This window comes from Rhodoferax fermentans, assembly GCF_002017865.1.
In the GTDB taxonomy this organism is placed as follows: Bacteria; Pseudomonadota; Gammaproteobacteria; order Burkholderiales; family Burkholderiaceae_C; genus Rhodoferax; species Rhodoferax fermentans.
Map to the genome: position 1 here is coordinate 1,588,702 of NZ_MTJN01000002.1, position 26,057 is coordinate 1,614,758.

A 26,057-nucleotide genomic window follows, 5' to 3' on the forward strand; every position below is an offset into this window, starting at 1 on the left:
TCAGTCCTTCTTGCTGTTGTTGGGGGGATCTGTGCGCATGCGGGCTTCTGCGGAGGCCTGCGCACGGGCCTGGCCAAGCGCCACTGCTTCTCGAATGTTCAGCTCGAGCGCACCCTGATCCTGTTCTGGTGCCGCCAAGTTTCCCAACTCGCCATCTCGGTTGATGAGCCACAAGGCACTTGCGACGATGCCAATGCTCACGGTCGGGTCGCCGGCTTCGAGACGCTGGAGCGTGGAAAGTGTGACGCCCAAGCGCTTGGCCCAGGTGCGCAGCGATTCCTTGCGGCGTAAGCGGGCCACCGCCAGGTCGGCACCCAGCTTCTGGAGTGCACCCAAGGTGGCCGGAGGCAGCTGTTGGATGGCTTTGGTGGCTTTTGACATACCGCCATATTAGTACAAATTAACCAATATTGTCTATATTTATCGGTACACGAGGAGGCACCGTGCGATTGCTGGCGAGAGATGGTTGATCGGGGCCACGACAGCGGCCGCGAAAAAGCCTCAAGAGTCTGGTTCTTAAAGTCAGTTTAAGGCTGGTTGGAGTCATTCGACATATGGAACTGGTCGCTCAGTTCCGTTCGCCGGCATCTGCAGATCGCTGCAGCGAACTTTGAACGACCTCTTGCTAGAACGCTTCCTGCACGCTAGACGTATGATTTGTCTCGACGAATAAAAACTCTCATTCATGACTAAGGGGGGGGGGAGAGTATGCGTATAGAAAAAATCGCAATCGAAAATTTCAGGCTCTTACAGAGTGCTGAAATGTCGCTTGAACGGACGACGACATTGATCGTTGGCCGAAATAACAGCGGCAAGACCTCCATCACGGAGTTCTTCGCGCACGTCCTAGGGGATGAGCCGAAGAAGCTGAGGCTGGAATATTTTTCGGCAGCAAGAAGGGATGCTTTTCTCGCCGCCAAGCACCTACGTCTTGAAGGCAAGGACGAGAAGGATGTGCTCGCAGCGTTGCCGGTTATCGCGGCTACGGTCTTTGTGTCTTACGACCCAGCCCACGAGCTTGGCGCACTTGCCCCTTTTGTGATCGACCTCGACCCGGAATGCAAGACCGCCAAGATTCGAATTGAGTATCGGCCGGCACAGACGGCTTTAGCTTTGCTGCTTGATCCACCTGTCCCAGCAGGAGGCACTGATGACGCAACGCTTCTCTTTAAGAACCTCAAAGAGGTTGTTCCGAAGGCCTACGAGTACTACGTAGCGGCGGTTGATCCCAACGACTCGACCAACGAGCGCACTATTGAACTGAAGCAGCTTGGGAAGCTTTTTCAATGCGGCCTTGTAGCCGCGCAGAGATCCCTCGATCAACAAAAGCGCGGCGAGCCCAACGTTCTGGGGAAGCTCTTAGAGGCGTTGTTCACCACGGCCGCAAGCGCTACCGCAACGACCGCTGACCAGGCGATTGCCGCAGAGTTGAAAGAGGCCGTTTCGAACATCGAGCAGAGCATTCACAACGGCTTCAACGAGAAGCTCACCGCGTTGCTGCCGAAGATCAAGAGCTTCGGATATCCAGGCCTAAATGACCCGGACTTGCGGACGGAGACGGCTCTGAATGTCGCGAGTCTCCTAAGTGAGCACACAAAGGTCTTTTACACGGGAGCACATGGGGTCCATCTCCCAGAGGGATACAACGGTCTCGGTACACGAAACCTGATCTATATCCTTCTTCAGCTTCTTAGCTTTCACAAGTCTTTTCGCACGAATCCGACTCTGCCGGCAGTCCATCTGATCTTCATCGAGGAACCTGAAGCCCATTTGCATCCTCAGATGCAAGAGGTGTTCATCAAGCAGCTGAACGCAGCAGTTCAGGTCTTTTCAGCGGAGTATCCAGATCAAGAGTGGCCGGTCCAGTTTGTCGTCACGACACACTCCTCGCACATCGCGAACGCCGCCCCGTTTGACGCAGTCCGCTATTTCCTCGCCAAGCCATCCGCGGACGGGGTGACACGGCACACAGTCATCAAGGACTTCCGAAAAGGAGCTGACAAGATCAAGGAGTCCGATCGGAATTTCCTTCACCGATACATGACTTTGACGAAGTGCGACTTGTTCTTCGCCGACAAGGCCATCCTGATTGAAGGTCCAACCGAACGCCTCTTGATGCCGCGCATCTTCCAGCTCATTGACGAGGCGCTAGACGAATCCAAAAAGCTCTCACTGCAATACGTATCGACAGTGGAGGTTGACGGAGCGAACGCGAAGATTTTCTCGCCGCTACTCGATTTCCTTGAGTTGCGGACGCTGGTCATCACCGATCTTGACGCCGTAAAGATGGGCGACAAGGGTCGCTATGTGAAGTGCCCTTACTCGCAGGGCGAGCGGTCGTTGAACACGACCCTACGTGATTGGTTCGATATCAAAGACGGTGAGGCGCTAACCCTCGATTTTTTGAAAGCAAAGACGCCTGAAGAGAAGGTAAAGGGCTATCGGCGAGTCGCTTACCAGGTTCATGAAGCCGGATCGAACTTCTGCGCGCGCACATATGAGGATGCTTTCATCCTTGCAAACCCGACGCTCTTCGGGTTGAAGGAAGGTGATCCTTGGGGCGACCTTGCTTTCGACATTGCCGCAGACATGGGCAAGGTCGAAACCGCATTGAAGTTCGGCCTTTCCGAAGACGCATGGAAGGTGCCTGCCTATATCAACGAAGGCCTGCTGTGGCTAGCGGATTCAGCACCGCTGCCACTGCCACCCGCCGCCCCACCGTTAGATGGAGGGGCGGATCATGGCGCTTGAAACACCAAGTCCCGCTATTGAAGCCGCGCAGAATGCGCAGAAGCGCGTCAACGAGTGCATTGATCAGCACCAGTGTTTCCGTCTCGAGGCCGGCGCAGGTGCAGGGAAAACCTATTCCCTCGTCCAAGCCCTCAAGCGGCTCATCTCTGAGCGTGGCTCGGACTATTTGCGTCGCGGCCAGAAGGTCGCATGCATCACCTACACGAACGTCGCAAAGCGTGAAATTTCGCAGGAAATTGACGAGCACCCTGCCGTGCTGGTGGACACCATTCATGCCTTCTGTTGGGGGTGCATGAGCCAGTTTCAATCGGCTCTCAGAACAGAAGTTGGAAAGCTTGAACGGCATACAGAAAAGATCGCGGAGGCGGGTGGCGTCGGCAAGCGACGCATTGAGTACGACCTCGGATATTTCGGCATTCACGATGACCGGATCACGCTCTATCACGACGACATCCCAGAGCTGATGGCCCGGTTCCTGGCCATGCCGAAGTTCCAGCAGGTGTTCACTGCGTCTTATCCGGTAGTTTTCATTGACGAATACCAGGACACGAATAGCGAGTTCATGGGCGCTCTAGCGACGCACTTTCTTGAGCCCAAGAAGGGACCGTTGATTGGGCTGTTCGGCGATCACTGGCAGACCATTTACCGAGACGATTTCGACTTGGCTGCACTGCCTAACGTCGAGGCAGTGGACAAGGGCGCCAATTTCCGCTCTGTGCCCGCCGTTGTGGACATGCTCAACCGTCTTCGGCCTTCTTTACCTCAGGTCGTCGATGACGAGTCAGCGGAAGGTGAGGCGCGCGCGTTCCATGCCAACAGCTACACAGGGGAGCGGACTGACACTGCGCACTCGAAACAGGACACTCCGGCAGATGTCACGCGCGCCTACGTCGCAGCGCTTCGTAAACAACTTGAGGCTGAGGGCTGGGACTTCTCACCGGCAGTCACGAAAGTACTGATGCTGACGCACGCTGCCTTGGCGGCCGAACAAGGCTACCCCTCAATCGTTGAAATCTTCAAGTCCCACCAAGACGCTATCTCCAAGCTAGATGATGCGACGCTGGAATTTCTTGGCAGAGTCGTTGAGCCCACATGTGCCGCGTACAAGGCGAAGAAGTATGGGCAGATGTTCGACTTGCTTGGCCGAGCGGGCACCCTGAATAAGCCATCTGAGAAGCAGGCGTGGGCGGACGACATGAAGTCTCTCGACGCTCTCCGCGAAAGTGGCACTGTGGGGGAAGTGCTGGACCTTCTGAAGAAGACGCGCCGACCTCGTATGCCTGACAACGTGACCCGTCGTGAAGACGAGATGGCTGCGTTCGATCCGGATGCGGGAGAGCCGGAGAAGCCCTCTGTCAATCGCCATCGACGCTTGCGTGACGTGAAGTATCAAGAGGTCGTGAACCTCGTGCGCTTCGTCGATGGCTTCACGCCCTTCGCCACTCAGCACAGTGTTAAAGGTGCAGAATTTGAAAACGTCCTCGTCGTCTTCGGGGGCGGTTGGAACCACTACAACTGGCCGCGCATGCTCGAATACATGGCTGCTGGTGCGAAACCGACTGCCGCGCATCAGAAAGGCTTCAACCGAGCCAGGAACCTTTTCTACGTTAGTGTCTCGCGGCCAAAGCGCCGTCTAGCGGTCCTATTTACGCAGACGATGAGCGACAAATCGTTGGGGGTGCTCAACACGTTGTTCGCCAACAAGGTTGCCGTGGTTAACCTTCCGTGACCGTAGCTCTATGCGGTCTTTTCGCGCGTTGGTGTCCAATGGCGCAGCGAAATGTGGCCGACGCAGTTCAGGTCAAATGCGTTGACGCGGATATCTCTCCTTCTTTCCTCCCTATAGATTTGTCCATTGATCAATGGCAATGGTTTAGGTTGTCCGGAGCTCAAGCGTAATTTGGCGACCGCCACATGCACGGTGAAAGTTGATCGACTGTCCTGGAGCTTGTGAAAAGTCCGCCTTCGCTGCAAGCCCGACTTACGTGAGACAACGTTCTCCTGCACCCCATTCACTACCATTTAAATAGTGACCAACCCTTATTCCCAAAGGGCCTGCGCCCAAAAATACCCTCAACTACTCCACACTCTGCTGCAGCGCCCACATCTGCGCATAACGTCCGTTGGCGGCCAGCAGCGCCGCGTGGGTGCCGCGCTCGAGGATGGTGCCGGCTTCCATCACCAGGATCTCGTGGGCGTCGACCACGGTGGACAGGCGGTGGGCGATGACCAGGGTGGTTTTGTTTTGCGCCACGCTTTGCAACTCGGCCTGGATGGCGCGTTCGTTGGCCGAATCGAGCGCACTGGTGGCTTCGTCAAAGATCAGGATCGGCGGGTTTTTGAGCAGGGTGCGGGCAATCGCCACGCGTTGTTTTTCACCGCCCGAGAGTTTCAGCCCGCGTTCACCCACCATGGTGTCGTAGCCCTTGGGTGTGGCCGCGATGAAGTTGTGGATGTGCGCGGCTTTGGCTGCGGCCTCCACCTCGGCGCGGCTGGCGCCGGGGCGGCCGTAGGCGATGTTGTATTCCACCGTGTCGTTGAACAACACGGTGTCTTGCGGCACGATCCCAATCACCGCACGCACACTGGCCTGGGTGACCTGTTTGATGTCTTGCCCGGCGATTTGAATCTGGCCCTGTTGCACGTCGTAGAAGCGGAACAGCAGCCGCGCCAGCGTGGACTTGCCTGAGCCGGACGGCCCAACCACGGCCACGGTTTTGCCCGCCGGGATCTCAAAACTGATGTCATGCAGGATCGGGCGCGCCGGGTCGTAGGCAAAGTGCACGTGTTGGAAGCTGACGCTGGCGTTGGTGTGGCCCTCACCCCTGCCCTCTCCCTCGGGGAGAGGGGGTAAGTCCGGCACTGTCGCGGGTGTCAGGGGGGTGATTCCCTCTCCCTGCGGGAGAGGGTTAGGGTGAGGGCTGGCGGCGCCATTGAGCTTCAAAGCCAGCGCACCGGGCACATCGGCAATCTCGCGCTCGCGTTCCATCAGGGTGAACATCTTTTCCAGGTCGGTCAGGCCTTGTTTGATCTCGCGGTACAAGACCCCCAGGAACCCCAGCGGGATGTAGAGCTGGATCATGAAGGCGTTGACCATCACCAGGTCGCCCAGGGTCATGCGACCATCAACCACGCCCTGCGTGGCGCGCCACAACATGGCCACCAGCCCGGCGGCAATGATCAGCTGCTGGCCGGTGTTGAGCATGCTGAGCGTGCTCTGGCTTTTGAGCGCGGCCTTGCGGTAACGCTCCAGGTTGTCGTCGTACCGTTTGGCCTCAAAGTCTTCGTTGTTGAAGTATTTGACCGTCTCGTAGTTCAGCAGCGAGTCGATGGCGCGGCTGTGCGCGGTGCTGTCCAGCTCGTTCATCTGTTTGCGGAACTGGGTGCGCCACTCGGTGACCACAATGGTGAAGGTGATGTAGAGCACCAGCGCAATGATGGTGATCCAGGCAAACCACATGTCAAACTTGACCGCCAAAATGCTCAGCACCAGCGCCACCTCAATCAGCGTCGGGAAGATGCTGTAGAGCGAATAACTGATCAGGGAGTGCACCGCACGTGTGCCGCGCTCAATATCGCGGGTCATGCCGCCGGTCTGGCGCTCCAGGTGGAAGCGCAGGCTCAGGGCGTGTAAGTGGCGAAACACCTGCAGGCTGATGGCGCGTGAGGCACCCTCGGTGGCCTTGGCAAAAATCAGCTCGCGCAGTTCGGCAAACAAGGTGGTCGACAGGCGCAGCAGGCCATAAGCCAGCAGCAGGCCCAGCGGCACCACCAACAGCGCGGGCATGCCAACACCGGCCTTGGGGTTCATGGTGTCGACCAGCTGTTTGAGAAGCAGTGGCACACCCACATTGGCGAGCTTGGCGCCCACCATGAAAGCCAGCGCCAGCATCACACGCCACTTGTATTGCCAGAGGTAGGGGAAAAGCCGCTGCAGCGTGGCCCAGTCGGAACGCGGGGCGACTTGGCCGTTGGGCAGCAGGACGGGAGGTGGGGTAGGTTCGCCAGAGCGGCGCATGGGTGACAATTCCTTGTTTTTATCACCCTGGATTGTGCCCATGTCTGAAAACCCTCGCCCCGCCACTAACCCGGCGCAACTGCCCACCGACGAGAAGCTGGTGCTCAAGGTGATCCCAATGCCGCGGGATGTGAACGCCAATGGCGACATTTTTGGCGGCTGGGTGATGGCGCAGGTGGATATGGCCGGTGCGGTGATTGCCGCCACCTACAGCGCCGGGCGCATGGCCACGGTGGCGGTCAATGAGTTCATCTTCAAACAGCCGGTGCGGGTCGGCGACATCCTGAGCTTTTATGGCAAGCTGGTGCGTATCGGCCGCACCTCGATCACCGTCAAGGTCGAGGTCTACGCGGAACGTTTTCTGGAACAGGGCAGCTATACCAAGGTGACTGAGGCGTTGCTGACCTATGTGGCGCTTGATGAGAACGGCAAACCGCGCGAAGTGCCCAAGCCAGCGGACGTTTGACGCTACTATTAAAGCAGCAGTTAGCCCTTGATATATAAGGGCTAGAGGCCGATTTCTTATATAAGTTGGCTTGTACCACGCGCCTCGGGCATCACCCAGGCGTCGCGCACTTGCAGCCGCAACACATCGCCACGCCGGGGTTGTGCCTCAAACGGCAGCACCAGGCTCAGCGGCACGGCCAGGGCGCCTTGCAGCACCGCATCCACCGCGTACGAGCTGCCCTGAAAAAACACATGCTCGACCAACACGGACAGGCCTGGGGCGTTAGGCGCAGCCACCACAAAGGCAGTGGGTGCCAGACACAGCCGCAGCTCGGTCTGGGTGCTGCCCGCGCTGGTGTCGCGTGCGGCAAAGTGGTAGTCACCGAGCGCCACCTCGGCCAAACCACCCTGCGCTGCACTGATGCGCCGGGCCGGTAGCAGGTTGCCCGCGCCGACGAACCGGGCCACCATTTCGGTCTGCGGTTCGCGGCACAGACGAATGGGGGTGTCGACCTGCTCGATGCAGCCTTCACTCAGCACCACCACGCGGTCGGCCAGCGCCAGCGCTTCTTCCTGGTTGTGGGTGACATAAACCATGCTGCTCTGGGTGCTGCGCATCTGGTCGATGTGGCGCATCATGTCGCGGCGCAATTCCACATCCAGGCTGGCCAGCGGTTCATCAAACAAAATCACGCGCGGGCGCGCCACCATGGCCCGCGCCAGTGCCACACGCTGCTTCTGCCCGCCCGAGAGTTCACCGGGCGTGCGCCGGGCCAGCGCCTGCAAATCGACCTGGGCCAGCGCCTCCATCACACGCGGGCTGGCCTGTGCTGCGGACAGGCCGGACTCGCGCAGCGGGAACAACACGTTGTCAAACACCGTCATGTGCGGCCACAAAGCGTGGCTTTGGAACACCACACCGACGTTGCGCCGCTCTGGCAACACATGGCGTCCAGGCGCGGCCACCAGATCGTCACCAATCTGGATGCAACCACTGTTGATGCTCTCCAGCCCCGCGATCGCGCGTAACAGCGTGGTTTTGCCCGAGCCCGATGGCCCCAGCAAGGCGACAAACTCGCCCGAGTGCATCTCCAGCGACACGCCGCGCAGCGCATGGAAAGCATTGGCGCCACTGCCGTAGTGTTTGTGGATGTCTTGTAGTTTTATGCGCGCCACGGCAACACACCTTCAGGTAAACGGCGACCCAGCCGCGATGCCAGCAGCATGCACAGCAGCGTGATCACAATGGAAAGGATGCCCACGGCCGAGGCGGCTGCCGACTCGCCGCCCTGCTCCAGCCCGAACACCAGCACACCCAGCGTCTCGGTGCCTGTGGCCCACAACAGGGCAGAGACGGTGAGTTCGTTGAGCGACAGCAACATCACCAGCAGCGCCCCGGCGGTGACCGAGGGCAGGATCAGCGGCACCACGATGTGCCACATACGGCTCACAAACGAGCCGCCAAACACCTCGGCCGCCTCCAGCATCTCGCGCGGCATCTGCATAAAACCGCTGAGCACCGGTCGCAGCTGGATCGTCAGAAAACGCGCCAGGTAGGCAAAAAAGATGATCCAGAGTGTGTTGTAAAACGACCAACCCAAGAGCGGCAACGGCTTGAGGTAGAGCAGGATCATGGCGATGGCCAGCACCACGCCCGGAATCACATACGGCACCTCAATCCAGGGCATCAGCCGGCGCAGCAGCACGTTGCGGCGGTAGGCCATCTGGTAGGCCAGAAACAGCGACACCACCGCCAGCACCAGCGCGCTGCCAACGGACAGACTCACGCTGTTGACAAAGGCGCGCAGCGTAGCGTCGTTGTGCAACAGCACATAGCTGTAATGCTCCAACGAGAGGTTGGCCCAGGTGAGTGCAATGCCCAAGCCAGGCGACACCGACTTGGCCAGCAAGGCAAGCAGTGGCGCCAGCAGCAGCAGGCTGACCCACAACGTCAGGCCCATAGCCACCGGGGTTTGCCAGCGCCCCAGATGAAACGGCGGCACTTTCAGGCGCGTGGCAATCACCTCGCTGCTGCCACACCGCAAAAACACCCGTTGCACCCCCATGCCCAGTGCGGCCAGCACAGCCACCAGGGCCGACAACACCAGCGCACTCGGGATGGCGGCCGGGCCAAAGCCTGACAACTCGCGGTAGATCAGTGTGGGCAGCACCAGGTAGTCGCCCGGAATGCCCAAAAACGCCGGGATGCCGAAGTTACCGATACACGACACAAAGGCCAGCGCGCCACCGGCCACCAGCGCAGGCAGCACCAGCGGCAAGATCACCCGACGCAGGATGCTGCGTGGCGATGCGCCGCACACGCGGGCCGCCTCAATCACCTCGGGCGACAGGTTCAGCAAACCGGCACGCACCGTCAAAAACACCAGCGGCGCGTAGTGGATGCCCAGCAGCAGGATGATGCCTTCGCGCGACTGCAGCGGGTTGCTGATGGCCTGCCAGCTGTCCCAGCCCTGGGCGATCAGCGTGTTTTTGAGTGGCAGCCAGAGTTGTGTCCAGGCCAGCGCCACCACCTGCGGCGGCAGCAGCGCCTGCACCACAAACGCAAACACCAGCCACTGCCGTGGCCGCGCCGGGGTCAGTGACACAAACAATGCAAACACCAGGCCGTAGATCAGCGCCAGCGTTGCGCCGCCCAAGCCGACTTCCAGCGTGTGCTGGCTGGCACGCCAGGCATCGGGGGACATCAGCGTGGCCAGCACGGCCTGCCGCGTGGGGCCCAGCAGCGCCAAGCCCATCTGCAGCGCCAGATAAGCGGCTGGCAACAGGCTGAACACCGCCAGAAAGGCGAGCGCGAGCCAGAGCAACCAGCGCTCTTGCGCGGGCGCGCGTGACCCCGACATGCCTGACCGACCCACCAGAAAACTCAAATGTTTAACCGCCAAAAATGTCCGAGAAACGTTTGCGGTCAGCTTCGGCACCCTTCAGCAAGGCGTCCGCATCCATGGGCAAAAAGCGCAGGCTCTCGACCTTGGGGTAACCCGCCGGCGGTGTGATGTTGCCCTGCAACGGGAAGTACCCCAGCGTGGTGGAGAACTTCTGCCCCTGCGGTGACACCAGAAAACTCACAAAGGCCTGCGCTGCAGGCAAATTGCTGGCCGTGTTGAGGATGGCGGCGGGCTCGGTCACATAGGTCAAGCCCTCTTTGGGCGTGATGAACTCGACCGGCGAGCCTTTGGCTGCAGCGTTGAAGGCCATGAAGTCCACCAGCACACCGACCATCTTCTCACCCGTGGCCACCTGTTGTAACACCGCGCCATTGCCCTTGACCGCAATCGCCTTGTTGGCCTTGAGGCCCTCGATGAACGGCCAGCCCAGATCAGGCGTGCGGCTCCAGGCGCCCACGATGATGGCGGCCGCACCCGAGTACAGCGGGCTGGGCATGACGATCTGGCCTTTGAGCGCGGGGTTGAGCAGGTCTTTCCAGGACTTGGGTTTGAACGGCGCCTTGCTGTTCACCACCAAGCCGGTGCTGATTAACTTGGTGCCGATGTAGGTGCGCTCGTTGTCAAAATAACGCGCAGGAATCTGCTGGGTATTGAGGTGGGTCATGCGCAACAGGCGGCCGTCGGCCTTGAGCGCCTCCATCGAAATCGCATCGGCAATCAGCAACACATCAGCACGCGGACTGCCAGCGGCTATCTCGGTGCGCAGGCGGTTGAGCACCTCGGTGGTGCCAGAGCGAAACACATTGACCTTGACGTTGGGGTACAGCGCGTTAAACGCCTCAATGGTGCCGCGTGCATCACGCTCAGGCTGCGAGGTGTAGAGCGACAAATTACCCGACACCGCGGCCTGGGCGTGCAGCAGACCATGTGGCAACAAGGCCGCCAGACCGGCAGCAGGCGCCATGCCGAGGACGCGACGGCGGGAAGGAAAAAGGGTGGACATGCAGGAACTCCAAAACAAAAAAGGCGGTGGTTTGACGGCAAAGCGCAACTATGCACCGCAGAGCATGTCACCGTTATGACAAATGGCAGACATATTTCGGAAATTATCCGCCGGGCGCCGGGCCCATCAGGACACGATGTACGCCGCCGCTGCGGTCGACAGCAGCTTGCCGTCGGCACCCAGAAACTCCATGCGGGTCGAGGCCACGCGTGAGCCCAGGCGCATCACTTCAGCGCGCAGCTCAAACCACTCACCGATGCCCGGGCGCAGGTAGTCCACACGCAGGTCGATGGTGCCGAGTTTGGCAAAACGCTGCAGGCGCTGCGGCACCGGCTCGTCCATGTGGCGTGCACCAATCGCCACCATCACCGCCAGCCCACCCATGGCATCCAATCCGGCGCTGATGACACCGCCGTGGATGCGGTTGTAGGCGTAGTGGCCCACCAGCTCGTTGCGCATCTCAATGCGCGCCTTGACCTGGCTGGGCAACACCGAGGTGATCTTCAAGCCCAGCAGCTGGTTGAAGACAATTTTTTCTTCAAACACCTGTTTCACCCCGGTGATGAACTCGGGTTCAAACTGAATATCGGCAGCGGGGGGAGTGTGGTGGGGCATGGTCAAGGTGTGATGGAGACGGTCGGCACAAAGGCTTGTGCAGCAAAGGCATCAGTTGGGCGGACTCGGCGCTGTCAGCTCCGCGCCACCACCTTCTGCCGAGGCACCAAACACTATTAAAACAACAGCTACCAGCTCAAGCAACATAAGGGCTAGAGGCTGATTTGTCTTACAGGTTTGAAAAGTCAGGCTGGCGCTTGGCCATAAAGGCGCCAAAGGCCTCTTTGGCAGCGGGCTCGCCGAGCATGCGGCCAAAAATGACGGCTTCTTCGGCAATACGCTGGTCCACCGCGCTGGCCTGGCCAAGCTTCATCAGGCGTTTGGTGGCCAGTACCGAACTGCTGGGTTTGGCCGCCAGCCGCTGCGCCTGGCGCTGCGCCAACGCACTGGCCTCGGTCGGCGGCACGATGCGGCACACCAGCCCCATCTCGAGCGCAGCCTCGGCCAAAAATGGATCACCCAGCAGCAGCGCCTCGGCCGCGCGGCCGTAGCCCATGCGCTGCGGCGCCAGCAGGCTCGACGCCGCCTCGGGGCACAGGCCCAGGTTCACAAACGGCATGGAAAACGCGGCGTTGTCACCGGCATACACCAGGTCGCAGTGGAACAACAACGTGGTGCCAATGCCCACCGCCGGGCCACACACTGCCGCCACCACGGGTTTGCTGAAGCTGCTGATGGCGCGCAAAAAACGGAACACCGGCACTTCGGGCGACACCGGAGGTGCCTGCAAAAAATCGGCAATGTCGTTGCCCGCGCTGAATACCGTTTCATGGCCCTGGAACACCAGCACTCGCACGGCATCGTCGGCCTGCGCGCTGGTCAAGGCGTCGGCCATGGCAGCGTACATGGCGGCGGTGAACGAGTTTTTTTTGTCCACGCGGTTGAAGGTGATGGTCATCACCCGGTCGGTGGTGTCGATCAGAAGGTCGGTCATGGGCGGTCCTAGTTAAAGAGCTTGGAATTCTGGCACACGTGCTGTGGTCAGGGTGGCCAGGTTTTGGCGCTTGTCATTCTTATGCGAACGTTCTGGCTGTGACCCGCAAGACAGGCCCTTGGGGCGACTTCCTCATACTGGGGGTACCAGAAATCGTCAGCCGCCCCAAGGGCATGTCTCGCTGGCGATGGTGGCCAAGAAGAAGTCGAACAACCTAACCAGAGACGTCCCCGGCGCCGGTCTTCAAACCCAGCATCAGCGTCCACGTGATCCGCGCGGTAGCCGCTTGGGGTGGCCCCCGATTTCTGGTACCCCAGTATGAGGGGGACGCCCCAAGCGGCTACCGCGCAGCGACGTGCCAACAACGTCACGCAGATCACGCGACCACCTGCATGTCGTTGCAGCGAAGGCTACCCGGCAAACTTCAAACCCGCTCAAAAATCCCCGCCGCGCCCTGCCCCATGCCGATGCACATGCTGACCATGCCGTACTTGAGTTGTTTGCGTTGCAGGGCGTGGATGACGGTCGCGGCGCGGATGGCGCCGGTGGCGCCCAGCGGGTGGCCCAGCGCAATGGCGCCACCCATCGGGTTCACCTTGGCCGGGTCCAGCCCGAGGGTGTTGACCACGGCCAGAGACTGCGCGGCAAAAGCTTCATTGAGCTCGATCCAGTCAATGTCCGAGAGCGTCAGACCGGCGTTGCGCAAAGCCACCGGAATCGCCTCAATCGGGCCGATGCCCATGAACTGTGGCGGCACACCCTTGGCGGCAAAACTCACGAAGCGCGCCAGCGGTGTCAGACCGTATTGTTTGAGCGCTTTTTCGCAGACCAGGATCAATGCACCCGCACCGTCCGAGGTTTGGGAGCTGTTGCCCGCCGTGACCGAGCCACGCGCAGCAAACACCGTTTTGAGCTTGGCCAGACCTTCGAGCGAGGTGTCGGCACGCGCACCTTCGTCCAGGCTGACCACACGTTTTTTCTCGATGACCTCGCCGGTGTCGAGATTGGGCGCGCGGTCGATCACCTCAATCGGCGTGATCTCGGCGGCAAATTCACCAGCGGCCTGGGCGGCCAAGGCTCTGCGGTGCGACTCCACCGCAAACGCATCCTGCGCCTCGCGGCTGACCTTCCACTGGTTCGCCACCTTCTCGGCGGTCAGGCCCATGCCATAGGCAATGCCAATGTTCTCGTCGTTGCCAAACATGGCGGGCGACATGGACGGGGCGTTGCCCATCATCGGCACCATGCTCATACTCTCCACGCCAGCGGCGATCATCACGTCGGCCTCACCCACACGGATGCGGTCGGCCGCCATCTGGATCGCACTCAGGCCCGAGGCGCAAAAGCGGTTGACGGTGATGCCACCCACACTGACGGGCAGCCCGGCCAGCACCGCACCGATGCGCGCGATGTTCAGGCCCTGCTGGCCTTCGGGAATGGCGCAGCCGCAGACCACATCCTCAATGGCGTTGGCATCCAGCCCCGGCACTTGTGCCAGGGCCGACTGCAGCACCTTGACCAACAGGTCGTCCGGCCGGGTGTTGCGGAAAAACCCGCGGTGCGACTTGCCAATGGGCGAACGCGTGGCGGCAACGATGTAGGCGTCTTGAACTTGTTTCATGGTGATATTCCGATCTGAATAGTCGATACAAAGGTTTACCGCCTGCTGCGGCTCTTAAGAGGGTTGGGGTGAGGGCCATCCTGATGCACCGCAAGGCCGCTCACTCCCTCTCCTTCTGGGAGAGGGCCGGGGTGAGGGCAACGCTCACGCAACCCACACAAAATGCTCTCCAAAACCGCCTCCGTCTGCTGCAGTACATCGTGGTTCCAAAACCGCAGGACAAGATAGCCCTGGGAGGCCAAAGCCTCGCTGCGGCGCTCATCACTCAGCAGTCCTTCGGGCGTGGCATGTTGGCCACCATCAAGCTCCACCACCAAACGGGCTTCAATACAGGCAAAGTCTGCAAAATAAGGACCAATGGGATGCTGCCGCCGAAACTTGTAACCCGCTAACTGGCGGCTGCGAAGACGCTGCCAAAGCAAAGTCTCGGCGTCTGTGGCTTTGGCGCGGAGTTGCCTAGCCCTCACCCCGGCCCTCTCCCGTGGGGAGAGGGAGGAAACGGACTGGTGCAGCTTCACTGTGGCCCTCACCCCGGCCCTCTCCCGCTTGCGGGAGAGGGGGCCAAGACCCACTTCGTCCAGCCTCGTGGCGGAGGTACTTGGTGCGGCTTGTGACATTGTCATGGCGCTACCGCGAACTCAGTTGCGGACAGGTTTACCCGTGGACATCATGCCCATCACCCGTTCCTGAGTCTTGGGATGGTTCAGCAGCGAGCAGAAGGCTTGCCGCTCCAGCATCATCAAATACTCTTCGGTCACTTGGCTGCCCGCGTCGACATCGCCACCGCAGACCACGTTGGCGATCAGGCTGGCAATGTGGAAGTCATGCTGGCTGATGAAACCACCGTCGCGCATGTTGACCAGTGAACCCTTGATGGTGGCCACACCACTGCGGCCCAGCACCGCAAACGGGCGTTTGTGGGGCGGACGGTAACCGGCATTGGCCATCGCCTTCGCTTCCGACAGGGCCACGTAAAGCAGCTCGTCCTTGTGCGGCACGATCACGTCGCTGTCCAGCAAATAGCCGAGCTTGCGCGACTCGATGGCGCTGGTGCCCACCTTGGCCATGGCAGCGGCGGTGAAGCCTTCGGTCAGGAACGGCAGCAAATCCTTGCCGGTGGACGTTGCTGCGTTTTCTGCAGCACGCCGGGCAATGTAGGTGAGGCCTCCAGCCCCAGGAACCAAGCCCACGCCAACTTCCACCAGGCCGATGTAACTCTCCATCGCGGCGACACGTTTGGCACTGTAGATGGCCAGTTCACACCCACCACCGAGCGCCAGACCACGCACTGCGGACACCACCGGCACGCTGGCGTAACGGATCTTGAGCATGGCGTTTTGCATCTCGGCCTCGGCACCGTCAATGGCTTGGGCGCCGCCCATCATGAAGGCGGGCAACATGGCCTGCAGGTCGGCGCCAGCTGAGAACATCTCGTCGTTGGACCAGATCACCAGACCCTTGTAGCTGGCTTCGGCCAAGTCCACCGCCTGCACCAGGCCCTCGACCACGTCGGGGCTGATAGCGTGCATCTTGGTTTTGATGCTGGCAATGACGATCTCGCTGAACTCACCATCTGGCAGCGTCCACAGGCGCACGGCGTCGTCTTCAAACAGCGTCTTGCCAGCGGTCGCGGCCGACGGTGCCTGGGCGCCGAGCACACTCTCGGGGAAGTGTTGGCGCGCATAAACTGGCAGCGAACGCACCGGCACAAACTTGCGCGTGGTCGGGTTCCAGGAGCCTTGCGGCGTGTGCACACCACCGGCCTCGGCCACCGGGCCGGTGAACACCCAGTCGGGCAGCGGTGCGCTGCACAAGGCTTTGCCAGCATCGATGTCTTCCTTGACCATGTTGGCCACGGTCAGCCAGCCAGCCTCTTGCCAGAGCTCAAACGGGCCTTGTTTCATGCCAAAGCCCCAGCGCATACAAAAGTCCACATCACGCGCGTTGTCGGCCACCTCGGCCAAGTGCACCGCAGCGTAGTGGAAGGCGTTGCGCAGGATGGCCCACAAGAACTGGCCTTGCACACCTTCGCTGTTGCGCAGCAATTGCAGGCGCTCGGCGGCGGGTTTCTTGAGCATACGAGCGTAGACCTCGTCGGCCTTCTCACCAGCAGGCACATAGGATTTGCTGGCCAGATCAAAGCGCAGGATGTCGCGCCCGACCTTCTTGAAAAACCCAGCCTTGGTTTTCTGGCCCAGGTTGCCCATCTCGAGCAGGGTTTTCAATACCTCTGGGGTGGCAAAGCTGGCGTAGAACGGATCAAACTTGCCAGGCCCTGCGGCTGCGTCGCCGCTCAGCGTGTCTTGCAAGGTCTTGATGACGTGCGTCATGGTGTCCAGGCCCACCACGTCGGCGGTGCGGAAGGTGCCGGAGCTGGCGCGACCGAGCTTCTTACCGGTCAGATCGTCCACCACGTCGTAAGAGAGGCCAAAGTTCTCGACCTCTTTCATGGTGGCCAGCATGCCGGCCACACCCACGCGGTTGGCGATGAAGTTGGGCGTGTCTTTGGCTCGTACCACACCTTTGCCCAGGCTGCTGGTGACAAAGGCCTCCAGGTCGTCGAGGATCTGCGGCTGGGTGGTGGGGGTGGTAATCAGCTCCACCAGCAGCATGTAACGCGGCGGGTTGAAGAAGTGGATGCCGCAGAAGCGGGGCTTGATGGCTTCGGGCAGCACTTCGCTGAGTTTGGTGATCGACAGGCCCGAGGTGTTGGAGGCAACGATGGCGTGCGGCGCAATGTACGGCGCGATCTTTTTGTAGAGATCGAGCTTCCAGTCCATGCGCTCGGCAATCGCTTCGATGATCAGGTCGCAGTCACGCAGTTGCTCCAAGTGCTCTTCGTAATTGGCCTGGCCAATCAGCGTGGCATCTTCGGGCACACCCAGCGGTGCGGGCTTGAGTTTTTTGAGACCGTCCACCGCACGGCTGACAATACCGTTCTTGGACGGTGATTTGTTATCGGGCAGGTCAAACAGGATGACCGGCACCTTGACATTGACCAGATGCGAGGCGATTTGCGCACCCATGACCCCCGCGCCGAGCACGGCGACTTTTTTCACATTGAATCGAGACATGTTGGTTTCCCCGTAATTACTGAACACGTAGCCAGGTTTGGGTGCGGCTGATGAACAACACCGAACCCCGCACTTCGAGCTTTTTGCCGTCTTCAATCGGTGTCAGGCGCAGGGTGTAGCTCTTGCCGTTTTCGGGGTCCAGGATCTTGCCGTCTTCCCAGACGTCCTTGCCCTCGGCTTTCTTGACGCCGCGAATGATCTCCATGCCCAGCGTGCGCTGGTCTTTGCGGTCGTCAGTGCACTCTTTGCAGATGGCGTTCTGGTCGGCGTTTTTGCGCAGCAGCTTGTCGATGCGCCCGGTCAACACACCGTCTTTTTCAGTGATCACCACCAGGCTTTTGATCTCACCGGTCTTGTCGTCGATGCTGTACCAGCTGCCCACGGGTGTCATCTGGGCGGCAGCCAGGCCGCAGGAAGCTACGGTAACAATAGCTATCAACCCTTTATAAATAAGGGCTAGAGTGCGATTTTTCATAGATAGTCTCCGGTGCGAGTTAAAAATAGCGCTGGGGGCTTGGCCGGGTTTTAAGCCAGGGCCGCGTCAGTGTCCATCAAGACTTTGACACCGGTGCGTGCGGTGCGCATCAGGGTCGAGGTCTCGGGGAACAGCTTGGCAAAGTAGAAGCGTGCGGTCTGCAACTTGGCGGTGTAGAACGGGTCGGTGCTGCCTGCAGCGATCTGCTGCAAAGCCACCTGCGCCATACGCGCCCAGAAGTAACCAAACACCATGTGGCCAGCCACACGCAGGTAGTCCACCGCAGCGGCGCCCACCTCGTCGGGGTTCTGGAAACCTTTGAAGCCGATTTCGGTGGTGAACTTGGTCATCTGATCCCCCAGCATCGCAATAGGGTTGATGAACTCGGCCATCTTCTCGTTGACACCTTCCTCGGCCACCAGGGCGGCAATGAGTTTGCCGAATTTCTTGAGGGTGGCGCCCTGGTTGCCCAGCACCTTGCGGCCCAGCAGGTCCAGGCTCTGGATGGTGTTGGTGCCCTCGTAGATCATGTTGATGCGGTTGTCGCGCACAAACTGCTCCATGCCGTTGTCGCGGATGTAGCCGTGGCCGCCAAACACTTGCATGCAAGCGTTGGTGGCGATGTGACCGTTGTCGGTGATGAAGGCTTTGACGATCGGGGTCAGCAGCGCGAGCATCTCGGCGGCGTCTTTGCGGGTTTTCTCGTCGGGGTGGTTGTGCTCTTTTTCCAGCAGCATGGCACTGAAGCACAACAAGGCCCGGCCGCCTTCGGCATAGGCTTTGGCGGTGAGCAGCATCTTGCGTACATCGGGGTGCACGATGATCGGGTCGGCAGGCTGGCCCTTGGCTTTGGGGCCAGAGAGGCTGCGCATCTGGATGCGTTCCTTGGCGTAGGCCAGGGCGTTCTGGAACGCCACTTCAGTCAGGCCCAGCGATTGGTTGCCGACCCCCAGGCGCGCGGCGTTCATCATCACAAACATGCCGTGCATGCCCTTGTTGGGCTCACCCACCAGGGTGCCGATGGCGCCCTCCAACTCGATCTGGGCGGTGGCGCTGGCCTTGATGCCCATCTTGTGCTCCAGGCGCGAGGCAAAAACGCTGTTGCGTGCACCCAGGGAGCCGTCCGCATTCACCAGAAATTTGGGCACGATGAACAGGCTGACGCCTTTGATGCCGGGTGGCGCATCGGGCAGGCGCGCCAGCACCAGGTGGATGATGTTGTCGCTCAGGTCGTGTTCACCGGCGCTGATGAAAATCTTGGTGCCGGTGATCTTGTAGGTACCGTCACCCTGCGGCTCGGCCTTGCTGCGCATCAGGCCCAGGTCGGTGCCGCAATGCGGTTCGGTCAGGCACATGGTGCCGGTCCACTCGCCGCTGGTCATCTTGTGCAGGTAGGTTTCTTTTTGCTCCGGCGTGCCGTTGGTGTAGAGCGCGGCGTAGGCGCCGTGGGTCAGACCAGGGTACATCGCCCAGGCCTGGTTGGCCGAGTTCATCATCTCGTAGAAACATTGGTTCACCACCAGTGGCAGGCCCTGGCCGCCGTAGGCCGGGTCACACGCCAGCGCGGCCCAGCCACTTTCGATGTACTGCTTGTAGGCGGCCTTGAAACCGGTGGGGGTAGTGACCTCGTGGCTGACCGGGTCGAGTACACAGTGCTCTTCGTCACCGCTGCGGTTGATCGGCAGCAGCACCTCGGCGGCGAACTTGCCACCTTCTTCGAGCACCGCGTTGATGGTGTCGGCGTCCATGTCGGCATGCATCGGGATGGCCGCCAGATCGCGGGTGACATTGAGCACTTCGTGCATGACAAACTGCATGTCACGCAGGGGCGGGTTGTAGATGGTCATGGTGGTCTCCTGTTAAATCTGAGGGTTGGGGCTGGTGCGTTTGCCGTAGCGCAGCAGGATGTTTTCGAAGCCGATGTGGGCCCGCTCCAGGGCACCAGGATTCTTCAGAAAGCGTTCTTCGTAGTGCAAGGACAGAATCAGGCCGTGGATCTCAAAGGCCATCTGTTGCGCGTCAGCGTCGGGCACCAAGTGGCCCTCTTCACGTGCTTGCTCAATGGCGCGGGTCAGGGCATGGAGCCAGGTCTGCACCGCGCTGGCCAAGGCATCACGCACCGGGCCGGGCCGGTCATCAAAAGCCACCGCACCACTGATGAAGATACAACCGGACTGCAGCTCCACCGCAACACGGCTCATCCAGTTGGCAAACAGCGCCCGCATGCGCGGCAGGCCACGCGGCTCTTGCATGGCCGGGAAAAAGACCTCGTCAGAAAAGCGCTGGTAATACTCACGCACCACCGAGAGCTGCAACTCCTCACGCGAGCCAAAGTGGGCAAACACGCCCGACTTGCTCATGTGGGTGACCTCGGCCAGCACACCGATGCTCAGGCCCTCCAGGCCAATCTGGCCGGCCAGGCGCAAAGCCGCTTCGACGATGAGCTGTTTGGTTTGCTGGCCTTTTTGCAAGGCCCGGTCATGGCGTGATTTGCTGACAGACGGGCTGCTGTCAGGCGATAAAAGAGAGGTGGAACGGGTCATGGTGCATAAAAGAACGATCGTTCTATTTTGCAGCATTTCCCGAACCGCAGACAGCGCGAACCCGTGACAAAAGCGGGTTTCGGGTCGTTTCTAGGGAAAACCCCTAGTTTTGCTCAACTTCAGCTGATCTACATCAAAAGTGGCTCCAGCCCTTTATCCAAAAGGGCAGATAGCTACCATTTTGTTAGCAATTTAATGCGAGCGGATCATGGTGCCAAAAGCCTGGTCCGTGAGGATTTCAAGCAACAGCACATGCGGCACGCGGCCATCGACGATGTGGACTGCGTGCACACCACTCTTGGCCGCGTCCAGCGCACCCGCAATTTTGGGCAACATGCCTCCACTGATGGTGCCGTCGGCAAACAACTCATCAATGCGCCGCGCGGTCAGGTCGGTGAGCAACTCACCGGCCTTGTTGAGCACGCCACTGATGTTGGTGAGCATCAGCAGTTTTTCAGCCTTGAGCACCGTGGCGAGTTTGGCGGCCACCACGTCGGCGTTGATGTTGTAACTCTCGTTGGCTTCCCCAAAACCAATCGGGCTGATGACCGGGATGAACGCGTCGTCTTGCAGCGCCTTGACCACGCTCGGGTCGATGCTGACGATGTCTCCGACCTGGCCCACGTCGTGTTCCTTGGTGGGGTCGGCGTTGTCGAGCATCTTGAGCTTTTGGGCGCGGATCATGCCGCCGTCGCGCCCGGTCAGGCCCACGGCCTTGCCACCTGCCTGGTTGATCAGGCCAACGATGTCCTGTTGCACCTCGCCGCCCAGCACCCATTCGACCACTTCCATGGTCTCGGCATCGGTGACGCGCATGCCCTGGATGAATTCACCTTTTTTGCCCAGGCGCTTCAGGGCCGTCTCGATCTGCGGACCTCCGCCATGCACCACCACCGGGTTGATGCCCACCAGCTTCAGAAGCACCACGTCTTCGGCAAAGTCCTGCTGCAGGGCCGGATCGGTCATAGCGTTGCCGCCATATTTGATGACCATGGTCTTGCCGTGGTACTTGCGGATGTAAGGCAGGGCCTGTGCCAGGATTTCGGCTTTGTCGCGTGGCTGGATGTGGGTGACGTCGGTCATGGTGGGTTCGTGGTTCACTGAAGAAAGGAACAAAACAAGCTGCAAATTGTGCAGCAAGTCGACCCGACTCAGTCCAGAACCGCTGGCTGCGCCTGATAGCCCTGCACACAGGTCTGCAACACGGCCTTGATGGTTGCCACATCCCCCTCAAGCCCGGCCTGCTGCAAGGTCTGCAAATGGGGTTCAAGACGTGGCCAGTCCAGGTAATCCTCGTGCGCCTTCATGATGCGCGGGTGGCTGGTGGGCTCGGGGTTGTCACCAATCAGCAGCTCTTCATAGAGCTTTTCGCCGGGGCGCAGGCCGGTGATGGCGATCTCGATGTCGCCCCCCGGATGGGCCGCGTCGCGCACCCGCAGGCCCGAGAGTTCGACCATGCGGCGTGCCAGGTCAACAATCTTGACCGGCTGGCCCATGTCCAGCAAAAACACGTCGCCCCCCTGCCCCATGGCACCGGCCTGCAACACCAGCTGCGCGGCTTCGGGGATGGTCATGAAATAACGGGTGACCTCGGCATGGGTCACCGTGAGCGGCCCACCGGCGGCCAACTGTTTGCGAAACAGCGGCACCACACTGCCGCTGGAGCCCAACACATTGCCAAAACGCACCATACAAAAGGTGGTGCCGTGGGACTGGGCCGCCAGCGCCTGCAGCACCAGCTCAGCCATGCGTTTGGTGGCACCCATGACATTGGTAGGGCGCACCGCCTTGTCGGTGCTGATCAATACAAAACGCCGTGCACCATGCGTGGCCGCCGCCTGCGCCAGGTTCAGGGTGCCAAAGACGTTGTTACGCACACCTTCGCCAGGGTTGTCTTCGACCATCGGCACATGTTTGTACGCAGCCGCGTGGTAAACCGTAGCGGGTTGATAGGTGCTGAAAACAGCTTTCAAGCGATGCGGGTTGGCGATGCTACCGAGCAAGGGCACCAGTTCGACCGACAGCCCGGCTGCCAAACAGATCGCTTGCAACTCCTGATGAATGGCATACAGCCCAAACTCGTTGTGTTCGAACAGCAGCAATTGGCGCGGCCGCTGCTGCAGAATCTGGCGCGTGAGCTCACTGCCAATGCTGCCCCCAGCCCCAGTGACCAGCACCACCTGGCCCATCAGATCCTGTTCCAGTAGCTCAGCGTTCGGCGCAACCGGTGCGCGACCCAGCAAATCTTCAATGTCCAGCTCGTGAAAATCCTGCACGGTGACACGGCCGCTGGCCAGATCAGAGAGGCCCGGCAAGGTGCGGACGTGAACCGGCAAATCACGCAGACTTTCCAGAATGGCGTTGCGCCGCTCTCTGGAGGCACTGGGCATGGCCAGCAGAATGTCGGTGACGCCTTGGCTGGCGACGAGTGCACTGACGCGGGATGGTGGGTAAACCGGTATGCCATTCACACTGCGGTCAATCTTGGTGACATCATCGTCAATAAATCCGACCAATCCATATTGGCGGGAGATTTGCAGCGCCGCCGCCGTTTGGGCGCCGGCGGCACCCGCACCATAAATTAGCAATCGCCCACTCTGCATCACACTGGTGTGCCCCATGTCGGCCAACCATAACCGCGCCCAGGCCCGGCTGGCGCCCACCAGAACCAAAAAAATGAGGGGCTGCAGTACACCCAAGCTGCGCGGCACACCAGGCCAACGTGCCCACAGCAGCACAGCACTCAACAGCAGCGCATACAGCAATATGGCTTTGGCCGTCGCCTGCAAAGCGGCCTGCCCCGTGTAACGAAAAATGGCGCGATACAGGCCATTTTTCACAAAAATTGGAATGGCAAGAAGCGGCGCCAAGCCATACACCCACCACTGTCCCGCATAGGGCCAGTTCAGTTGCTCAAGCCTGAGTGTGAACGCCAGCCAGGTGGCAAAGAGGGCGAGGAAAATATCAACCGCAACAACGACCAAGCGTTTGACCGAGCGCGGCCAGTCCAATACCCTGCTTTGCATTCATCCACCTAAAAACTGCGGATTAGACCGCAAAGCTCTCCTTGGTCTGACCTTCTGCCACTTTGGCAGCCAACCAGCGCGGCATCAGGCCACGCCCGGTCCAGGTTTCACCATTTGGCCCACGGTATTTGACAGGGGCCGGATTGCCCGATTTGCCAGTAGCCACTGGTTTGCGAGAACGGCCCTTGGCACGGTCCAGATCTTCGACGGTGATACCAAAAGCTTCCATCTTGGCCAGAATATCGGCAATAGTCGCAGCCAATTCGGCGGCCTTGATTTCTTCGGCCTGCTTTTGCAACAGGGCAATCTGGTTCTGGATTTCGATGAGAGATGACATTTTTTATTACCTATTTGGAAGTGATTACAACACCCTGACCACACGTTAGTCGTGCTTTTAGTGGACAACATTATCTCTTACCAGAACCCTCCATGCCGTCATGAGAATAATTTTTACATCGAACACGAGAGATTTACAGTGCATATACTCAATATCCAGTGCGACTTTTTGCGAAATTGACAACTCATCGCGCCCGTTGATTTGCGCCCATCCTGTCAATCCTGGTGTGAGGCAATGTACCCCGGCAAGAGTCCGTAAATCCACAAGATCATGCTGATTAAACAAGGCGGGCCTCGGCCCCACAAAACTCATATCTCCCTTGAGAATGCTCCACAACTGCGGCAATTCATCCAAGCTTGATTTCCTCAAGAAGCTGCCGATCGGTGTCAGATACGAGTCTGGATTATTGAGTAAATGTGTCGCCACAATTGGTGTCCCTATTCGCATACTGCGAAATTTAGGCATCCTGAATATCTTGTTATTGGCACCTACGCGATCCGACCAATACAAAACAGGGCCTCTTGAAGTCAGGCGAATCAAACACACCACCAACACAATGGGCATCAATGCCATCAATCCAATGACAACCACCAAAGTCAGATCAAATGTTCTTTTGATCACAGCGCATTCCCGGTCATAGCCCGTCGCAAGCCTTCTTCTACAGTGATTTTTGGCATCCAGCCCAATAATTCTCTCGCTTTTTTGCTATCAATTTTCAAGCTTCCACACAAACGTTGGACGGCCCCCTCTTGACCTGTCAAACGACCAGCCCATTCCAGCAAACTCACAGGCACAGGCAGCAAACGCGCAGGCACTCCAGCAGCCTGTGCCATTGCGCGCACCAGTTCCGTCGTGGACAAATCTTGTCCATCGCTAATCAGAAATGTCTGGTTGGCCGCTTGAGGGTGGTTGACGCAGGTGATGATGAAATCGACCAGATTGTCGAGCGCGACCAGGCTGCGCTGGTTACGGATAGCGCCAAGGGGCAGGGGCCACCCCTTTTGAACAGCATGTATCAAGAACGCAAAATTAGCCTTTACGCCTGGGCCGTAGACCAGAGGCGGGCGAATGATGACCACTTCCATGCCCGTTTGCCTGGATATCTCGCACAGGCCCTGTTCCGCTTCCCACTTGGACAGCGCATAGGCGTCCGCGGGTCCCGCGATATCCGTGTCGCGGTAGCACGCACTGCCCCCCTCTCCATTGACTTTGATCGAACTCACAAACACAAAGCGACGAACCCCGAATGCCGCAGCTTGACGGCCCAGATTCAACGTTCCGTCAGCATTGACTCGTCGAAATTCGGCGATAGGACTCGATGCCGCGTCCTGCATATGGTGTACCCGAGCAGCGAGGTGGACTACTGCGCTGCATCCTTCTAGCGCCCCTCTCCAATCCGTGCCGCCACAAACATCTCCAACACTAAAAACGCCTGGCGCAACTGGGCTGCTACGAATGGCTGAAACAACAACTTCCCCACGCGTTTTGAGGTCAGCGCACAGTGCTTTCCCTACAAACCCGTAGGCTCCAGTTACAAGAATCTTCATTTGTGAAGGAACTCGAGTACTTTTGCTGGATATTTGGACAAAATTTTCCAGAGATTGGTTGGAATATCGTTTTCTCGACAAGCCTGCAAAACCTCACGATTGAGCAGGAGCGAATTTCGCCACCCTCCGGTGCTGACTCCGCCGGTGCGCATCCGCACAAGTACATCAGGTAAATACCTGTATTCAAGCGTCCCTGAATGGAACACCCGTGCAATCAGTTCAAAATCTCCGGCAATACGATAGTCGGTCTTGAACGCGCCAAAGCGCTCATACACATGGCGCCCCAAGAACAACGAGGGGTGCGCTGGCATCCAGCCCCACGCAATGAGTTCGGGGCGGAAACGCGCAGATCGATAAAGCCGCAAGGGTCGATTTGGTCGATCAGGACTGAAGAACTCTGCATCACCAAATATTGCATCGAGCTTGTCTTTTTCAATAATTGCAGACACTCGCTCCAATACCGTTGGCCCAGCATATACATCATCAGCATTGAGAAAACCGATAACCGATCCAGTTGCCATACCAAGCCCCTTATTCATGGCATCGTAAATGCCCCGATCCGGCTCAGAAATCGTCTGGGATACATGCTGACCTCGTTGTCTGATGATCTCCAGTGTGTCATCAGTCGATGCACCATCGACCACGATATGCTCAATGTCAGGATGCGTTTGACAAGCCACAGAGGCAAGCGTATCCGCAATGGTTCCGGCAGCATTGAACGTCACTGTGATAATGCTGATTTTCATATTGCAGCCTCCGT

General features: G+C 59.4%; 22 protein-coding genes. 3 read left to right on the plus strand and 19 right to left on the minus strand.

Annotated features, from left to right (window positions below; genetic code table 11):
* Positions 1-381 carry a helix-turn-helix domain-containing protein gene (locus tag RF819_RS07605; protein ID WP_078364437.1) on the minus strand — a complete coding sequence of 127 codons (381 nt, stop codon included), beginning with the start codon at positions 379-381 and terminating at the stop codon, positions 1-3.
* Between the two features lie 327 nt (positions 382-708).
* On the opposite strand from RF819_RS07605, the gene RF819_RS07610 reads away from it, so the two are divergent.
* On the plus strand, positions 709-2,751 hold the full coding sequence (locus RF819_RS07610) for an ATP-dependent nuclease (protein WP_078364438.1): 2,043 nt from the start codon (positions 709-711) through the stop codon (positions 2,749-2,751).
* The gene (locus RF819_RS07615) at positions 2,741-4,480 is read left to right on the plus strand and encodes a UvrD-helicase domain-containing protein (protein ID WP_078366828.1); all 1,740 of its coding nucleotides are present in this window, start codon (positions 2,741-2,743) and stop codon (positions 4,478-4,480) included. The genes RF819_RS07610 and RF819_RS07615 overlap by 11 nt, the downstream gene beginning before the upstream one ends.
* A gap of 348 nt (positions 4,481-4,828) precedes the next feature.
* Here RF819_RS07615 and RF819_RS07620 read toward each other — a convergent pair whose 3' ends face one another.
* The gene (locus RF819_RS07620; RefSeq protein WP_078366829.1) at positions 4,829-6,769 is read right to left on the minus strand and encodes an ABCB family ABC transporter ATP-binding protein/permease; all 1,941 of its coding nucleotides are present in this window, start codon (positions 6,767-6,769) and stop codon (positions 4,829-4,831) included.
* Between the two features lie 40 nt (positions 6,770-6,809).
* Here RF819_RS07620 and RF819_RS07625 point away from each other — a divergent pair, with 40 nt between their 5' ends.
* Complete coding sequence (locus tag RF819_RS07625) at positions 6,810-7,235, plus strand: acyl-CoA thioesterase (RefSeq protein ID WP_078364439.1); 426 nt, start codon at positions 6,810-6,812, stop codon at positions 7,233-7,235.
* Between the two features lie 56 nt (positions 7,236-7,291).
* Here the strand turns inward: RF819_RS07625 and RF819_RS07630 are convergent, their stop codons facing one another.
* From RF819_RS07630 to RF819_RS07710, 17 genes are all read right to left on the minus strand, one after another.
* Positions 7,292-8,392, minus strand: a complete 1,101-nt coding sequence (locus tag RF819_RS07630) for an ABC transporter ATP-binding protein (protein ID WP_078364440.1) — start codon at positions 8,390-8,392, stop codon at positions 7,292-7,294.
* Positions 8,380-10,077 (minus strand): ABC transporter permease, encoded by a 1,698-nt coding sequence (locus tag RF819_RS07635; protein WP_143541628.1) that lies wholly within the window; start codon positions 10,075-10,077, stop codon positions 8,380-8,382. The genes RF819_RS07630 and RF819_RS07635 overlap by 13 nt, the downstream gene beginning before the upstream one ends.
* A 31-nt stretch (positions 10,078-10,108) precedes the next feature.
* Positions 10,109-11,125: an ABC transporter substrate-binding protein gene (locus RF819_RS07640; protein ID WP_078366830.1), complete on the minus strand. Its 1,017-nt coding sequence runs from the start codon at positions 11,123-11,125 to the stop codon at positions 10,109-10,111.
* Between the two features lie 126 nt (positions 11,126-11,251).
* Positions 11,252-11,740 (minus strand): thioesterase family protein, encoded by a 489-nt coding sequence (locus tag RF819_RS07645; RefSeq protein ID WP_078364442.1) that lies wholly within the window; start codon positions 11,738-11,740, stop codon positions 11,252-11,254.
* A 169-nt stretch (positions 11,741-11,909) separates the two neighbouring features.
* A complete protein-coding gene (locus tag RF819_RS07650) occupies positions 11,910-12,674 on the minus strand; it encodes an enoyl-CoA hydratase (protein ID WP_078364443.1) in 765 nt (254 codons plus the stop codon).
* A 424-nt stretch (positions 12,675-13,098) separates the two neighbouring features.
* Complete coding sequence (locus tag RF819_RS07655) at positions 13,099-14,295, minus strand: acetyl-CoA C-acyltransferase (protein WP_078364444.1); 1,197 nt, start codon at positions 14,293-14,295, stop codon at positions 13,099-13,101.
* 35 nt (positions 14,296-14,330) lie between these two features.
* Entirely contained in the window at positions 14,331-14,918 is a 588-nt protein-coding gene (locus tag RF819_RS07660; RefSeq protein ID WP_342351592.1) for an endonuclease domain-containing protein, read from the minus strand.
* Positions 14,919-14,933: 15 nt separating this feature from the next.
* On the minus strand, positions 14,934-17,369 hold the full coding sequence (locus RF819_RS07665) for a 3-hydroxyacyl-CoA dehydrogenase/enoyl-CoA hydratase family protein (RefSeq protein ID WP_078366832.1): 2,436 nt from the start codon (positions 17,367-17,369) through the stop codon (positions 14,934-14,936).
* Between the two features lie 16 nt (positions 17,370-17,385).
* Positions 17,386-17,844, minus strand: coding sequence for a DUF2147 domain-containing protein (locus RF819_RS07670; RefSeq protein ID WP_078364445.1), 459 nt, complete (start codon positions 17,842-17,844; stop codon positions 17,386-17,388).
* A gap of 50 nt (positions 17,845-17,894) precedes the next feature.
* The gene (locus RF819_RS07675; protein WP_078364446.1) at positions 17,895-19,691 is read right to left on the minus strand and encodes an acyl-CoA dehydrogenase C-terminal domain-containing protein; all 1,797 of its coding nucleotides are present in this window, start codon (positions 19,689-19,691) and stop codon (positions 17,895-17,897) included.
* Positions 19,692-19,703: 12 nt separating this feature from the next.
* Entirely contained in the window at positions 19,704-20,387 is a 684-nt protein-coding gene (locus RF819_RS07680) for a TetR/AcrR family transcriptional regulator (protein WP_078364447.1), read from the minus strand.
* Positions 20,388-20,579: 192 nt separating this feature from the next.
* A complete protein-coding gene (gene argB, locus RF819_RS07685; protein WP_078366833.1) occupies positions 20,580-21,470 on the minus strand; it encodes an acetylglutamate kinase in 891 nt (296 codons plus the stop codon).
* A 68-nt stretch (positions 21,471-21,538) separates the two neighbouring features.
* Positions 21,539-23,413: a polysaccharide biosynthesis protein gene (locus tag RF819_RS07690; RefSeq protein WP_078364448.1), complete on the minus strand. Its 1,875-nt coding sequence runs from the start codon at positions 23,411-23,413 to the stop codon at positions 21,539-21,541.
* A gap of 22 nt (positions 23,414-23,435) precedes the next feature.
* Entirely contained in the window at positions 23,436-23,750 is a 315-nt protein-coding gene (locus RF819_RS07695; protein WP_078364449.1) for an H-NS histone family protein, read from the minus strand.
* 57 nt (positions 23,751-23,807) lie between these two features.
* Positions 23,808-24,368, minus strand: coding sequence for a sugar transferase (locus tag RF819_RS07700; RefSeq protein WP_078366834.1), 561 nt, complete (start codon positions 24,366-24,368; stop codon positions 23,808-23,810).
* The gene (locus RF819_RS07705) at positions 24,368-25,297 is read right to left on the minus strand and encodes a UDP-glucose 4-epimerase family protein (protein WP_078364450.1); all 930 of its coding nucleotides are present in this window, start codon (positions 25,295-25,297) and stop codon (positions 24,368-24,370) included. The genes RF819_RS07700 and RF819_RS07705 overlap by 1 nt, the downstream gene beginning before the upstream one ends.
* Positions 25,294-26,043: a glycosyltransferase family 2 protein gene (locus RF819_RS07710; protein ID WP_078364451.1), complete on the minus strand. Its 750-nt coding sequence runs from the start codon at positions 26,041-26,043 to the stop codon at positions 25,294-25,296. The genes RF819_RS07705 and RF819_RS07710 overlap by 4 nt, the downstream gene beginning before the upstream one ends.
* Positions 26,044-26,057 lie beyond the last annotated feature (14 nt).

Excerpts from the sequence above, each read along its gene's own strand:
- RF819_RS07680 (WP_078364447.1), bottom strand. The coding sequence starts at position 20,387 with ATGACCCGTTCCACCTCTCTTTTATCGCCTGACAGCAGCCCGTCTGTC.
- RF819_RS07705 (WP_078364450.1), bottom strand. The coding sequence starts at position 25,297 with ATGAAGATTCTTGTAACTGGAGCCTACGGGTTTGTAGGGAAAGCACTG.
- RF819_RS07610 (WP_078364438.1), top strand. The coding sequence starts at position 709 with ATGCGTATAGAAAAAATCGCAATCGAAAATTTCAGGCTCTTACAGAGT.
- RF819_RS07615 (WP_078366828.1), top strand. The coding sequence starts at position 2,741 with ATGGCGCTTGAAACACCAAGTCCCGCTATTGAAGCCGCGCAGAATGCG.
- RF819_RS07710 (WP_078364451.1), bottom strand. The coding sequence starts at position 26,043 with ATGAAAATCAGCATTATCACAGTGACGTTCAATGCTGCCGGAACCATT.
- RF819_RS07690 (WP_078364448.1), bottom strand. The coding sequence starts at position 23,413 with ATGCAAAGCAGGGTATTGGACTGGCCGCGCTCGGTCAAACGCTTGGTC.
- RF819_RS07645 (WP_078364442.1), bottom strand. The coding sequence starts at position 11,740 with ATGCCCCACCACACTCCCCCCGCTGCCGATATTCAGTTTGAACCCGAG.
- RF819_RS07675 (WP_078364446.1), bottom strand. The coding sequence starts at position 19,691 with ATGACCATCTACAACCCGCCCCTGCGTGACATGCAGTTTGTCATGCAC.
- argB (WP_078366833.1), bottom strand. The coding sequence starts at position 21,470 with ATGACCGACGTCACCCACATCCAGCCACGCGACAAAGCCGAAATCCTG.
- RF819_RS07640 (WP_078366830.1), bottom strand. The coding sequence starts at position 11,125 with ATGTCCACCCTTTTTCCTTCCCGCCGTCGCGTCCTCGGCATGGCGCCT.
- RF819_RS07695 (WP_078364449.1), bottom strand. The coding sequence starts at position 23,750 with ATGTCATCTCTCATCGAAATCCAGAACCAGATTGCCCTGTTGCAAAAG.
- RF819_RS07655 (WP_078364444.1), bottom strand. The coding sequence starts at position 14,295 with ATGAAACAAGTTCAAGACGCCTACATCGTTGCCGCCACGCGTTCGCCC.
- RF819_RS07670 (WP_078364445.1), bottom strand. The coding sequence starts at position 17,844 with ATGAAAAATCGCACTCTAGCCCTTATTTATAAAGGGTTGATAGCTATT.
- RF819_RS07660 (WP_342351592.1), bottom strand. The coding sequence starts at position 14,918 with ATGACAATGTCACAAGCCGCACCAAGTACCTCCGCCACGAGGCTGGAC.
- RF819_RS07635 (WP_143541628.1), bottom strand. The coding sequence starts at position 10,077 with ATGTCGGGGTCACGCGCGCCCGCGCAAGAGCGCTGGTTGCTCTGGCTC.
- RF819_RS07650 (WP_078364443.1), bottom strand. The coding sequence starts at position 12,674 with ATGACCGACCTTCTGATCGACACCACCGACCGGGTGATGACCATCACC.
- RF819_RS07625 (WP_078364439.1), top strand. The coding sequence starts at position 6,810 with ATGTCTGAAAACCCTCGCCCCGCCACTAACCCGGCGCAACTGCCCACC.
- RF819_RS07665 (WP_078366832.1), bottom strand. The coding sequence starts at position 17,369 with ATGTCTCGATTCAATGTGAAAAAAGTCGCCGTGCTCGGCGCGGGGGTC.
- RF819_RS07605 (WP_078364437.1), bottom strand. The coding sequence starts at position 381 with ATGTCAAAAGCCACCAAAGCCATCCAACAGCTGCCTCCGGCCACCTTG.
- RF819_RS07620 (WP_078366829.1), bottom strand. The coding sequence starts at position 6,769 with ATGCGCCGCTCTGGCGAACCTACCCCACCTCCCGTCCTGCTGCCCAAC.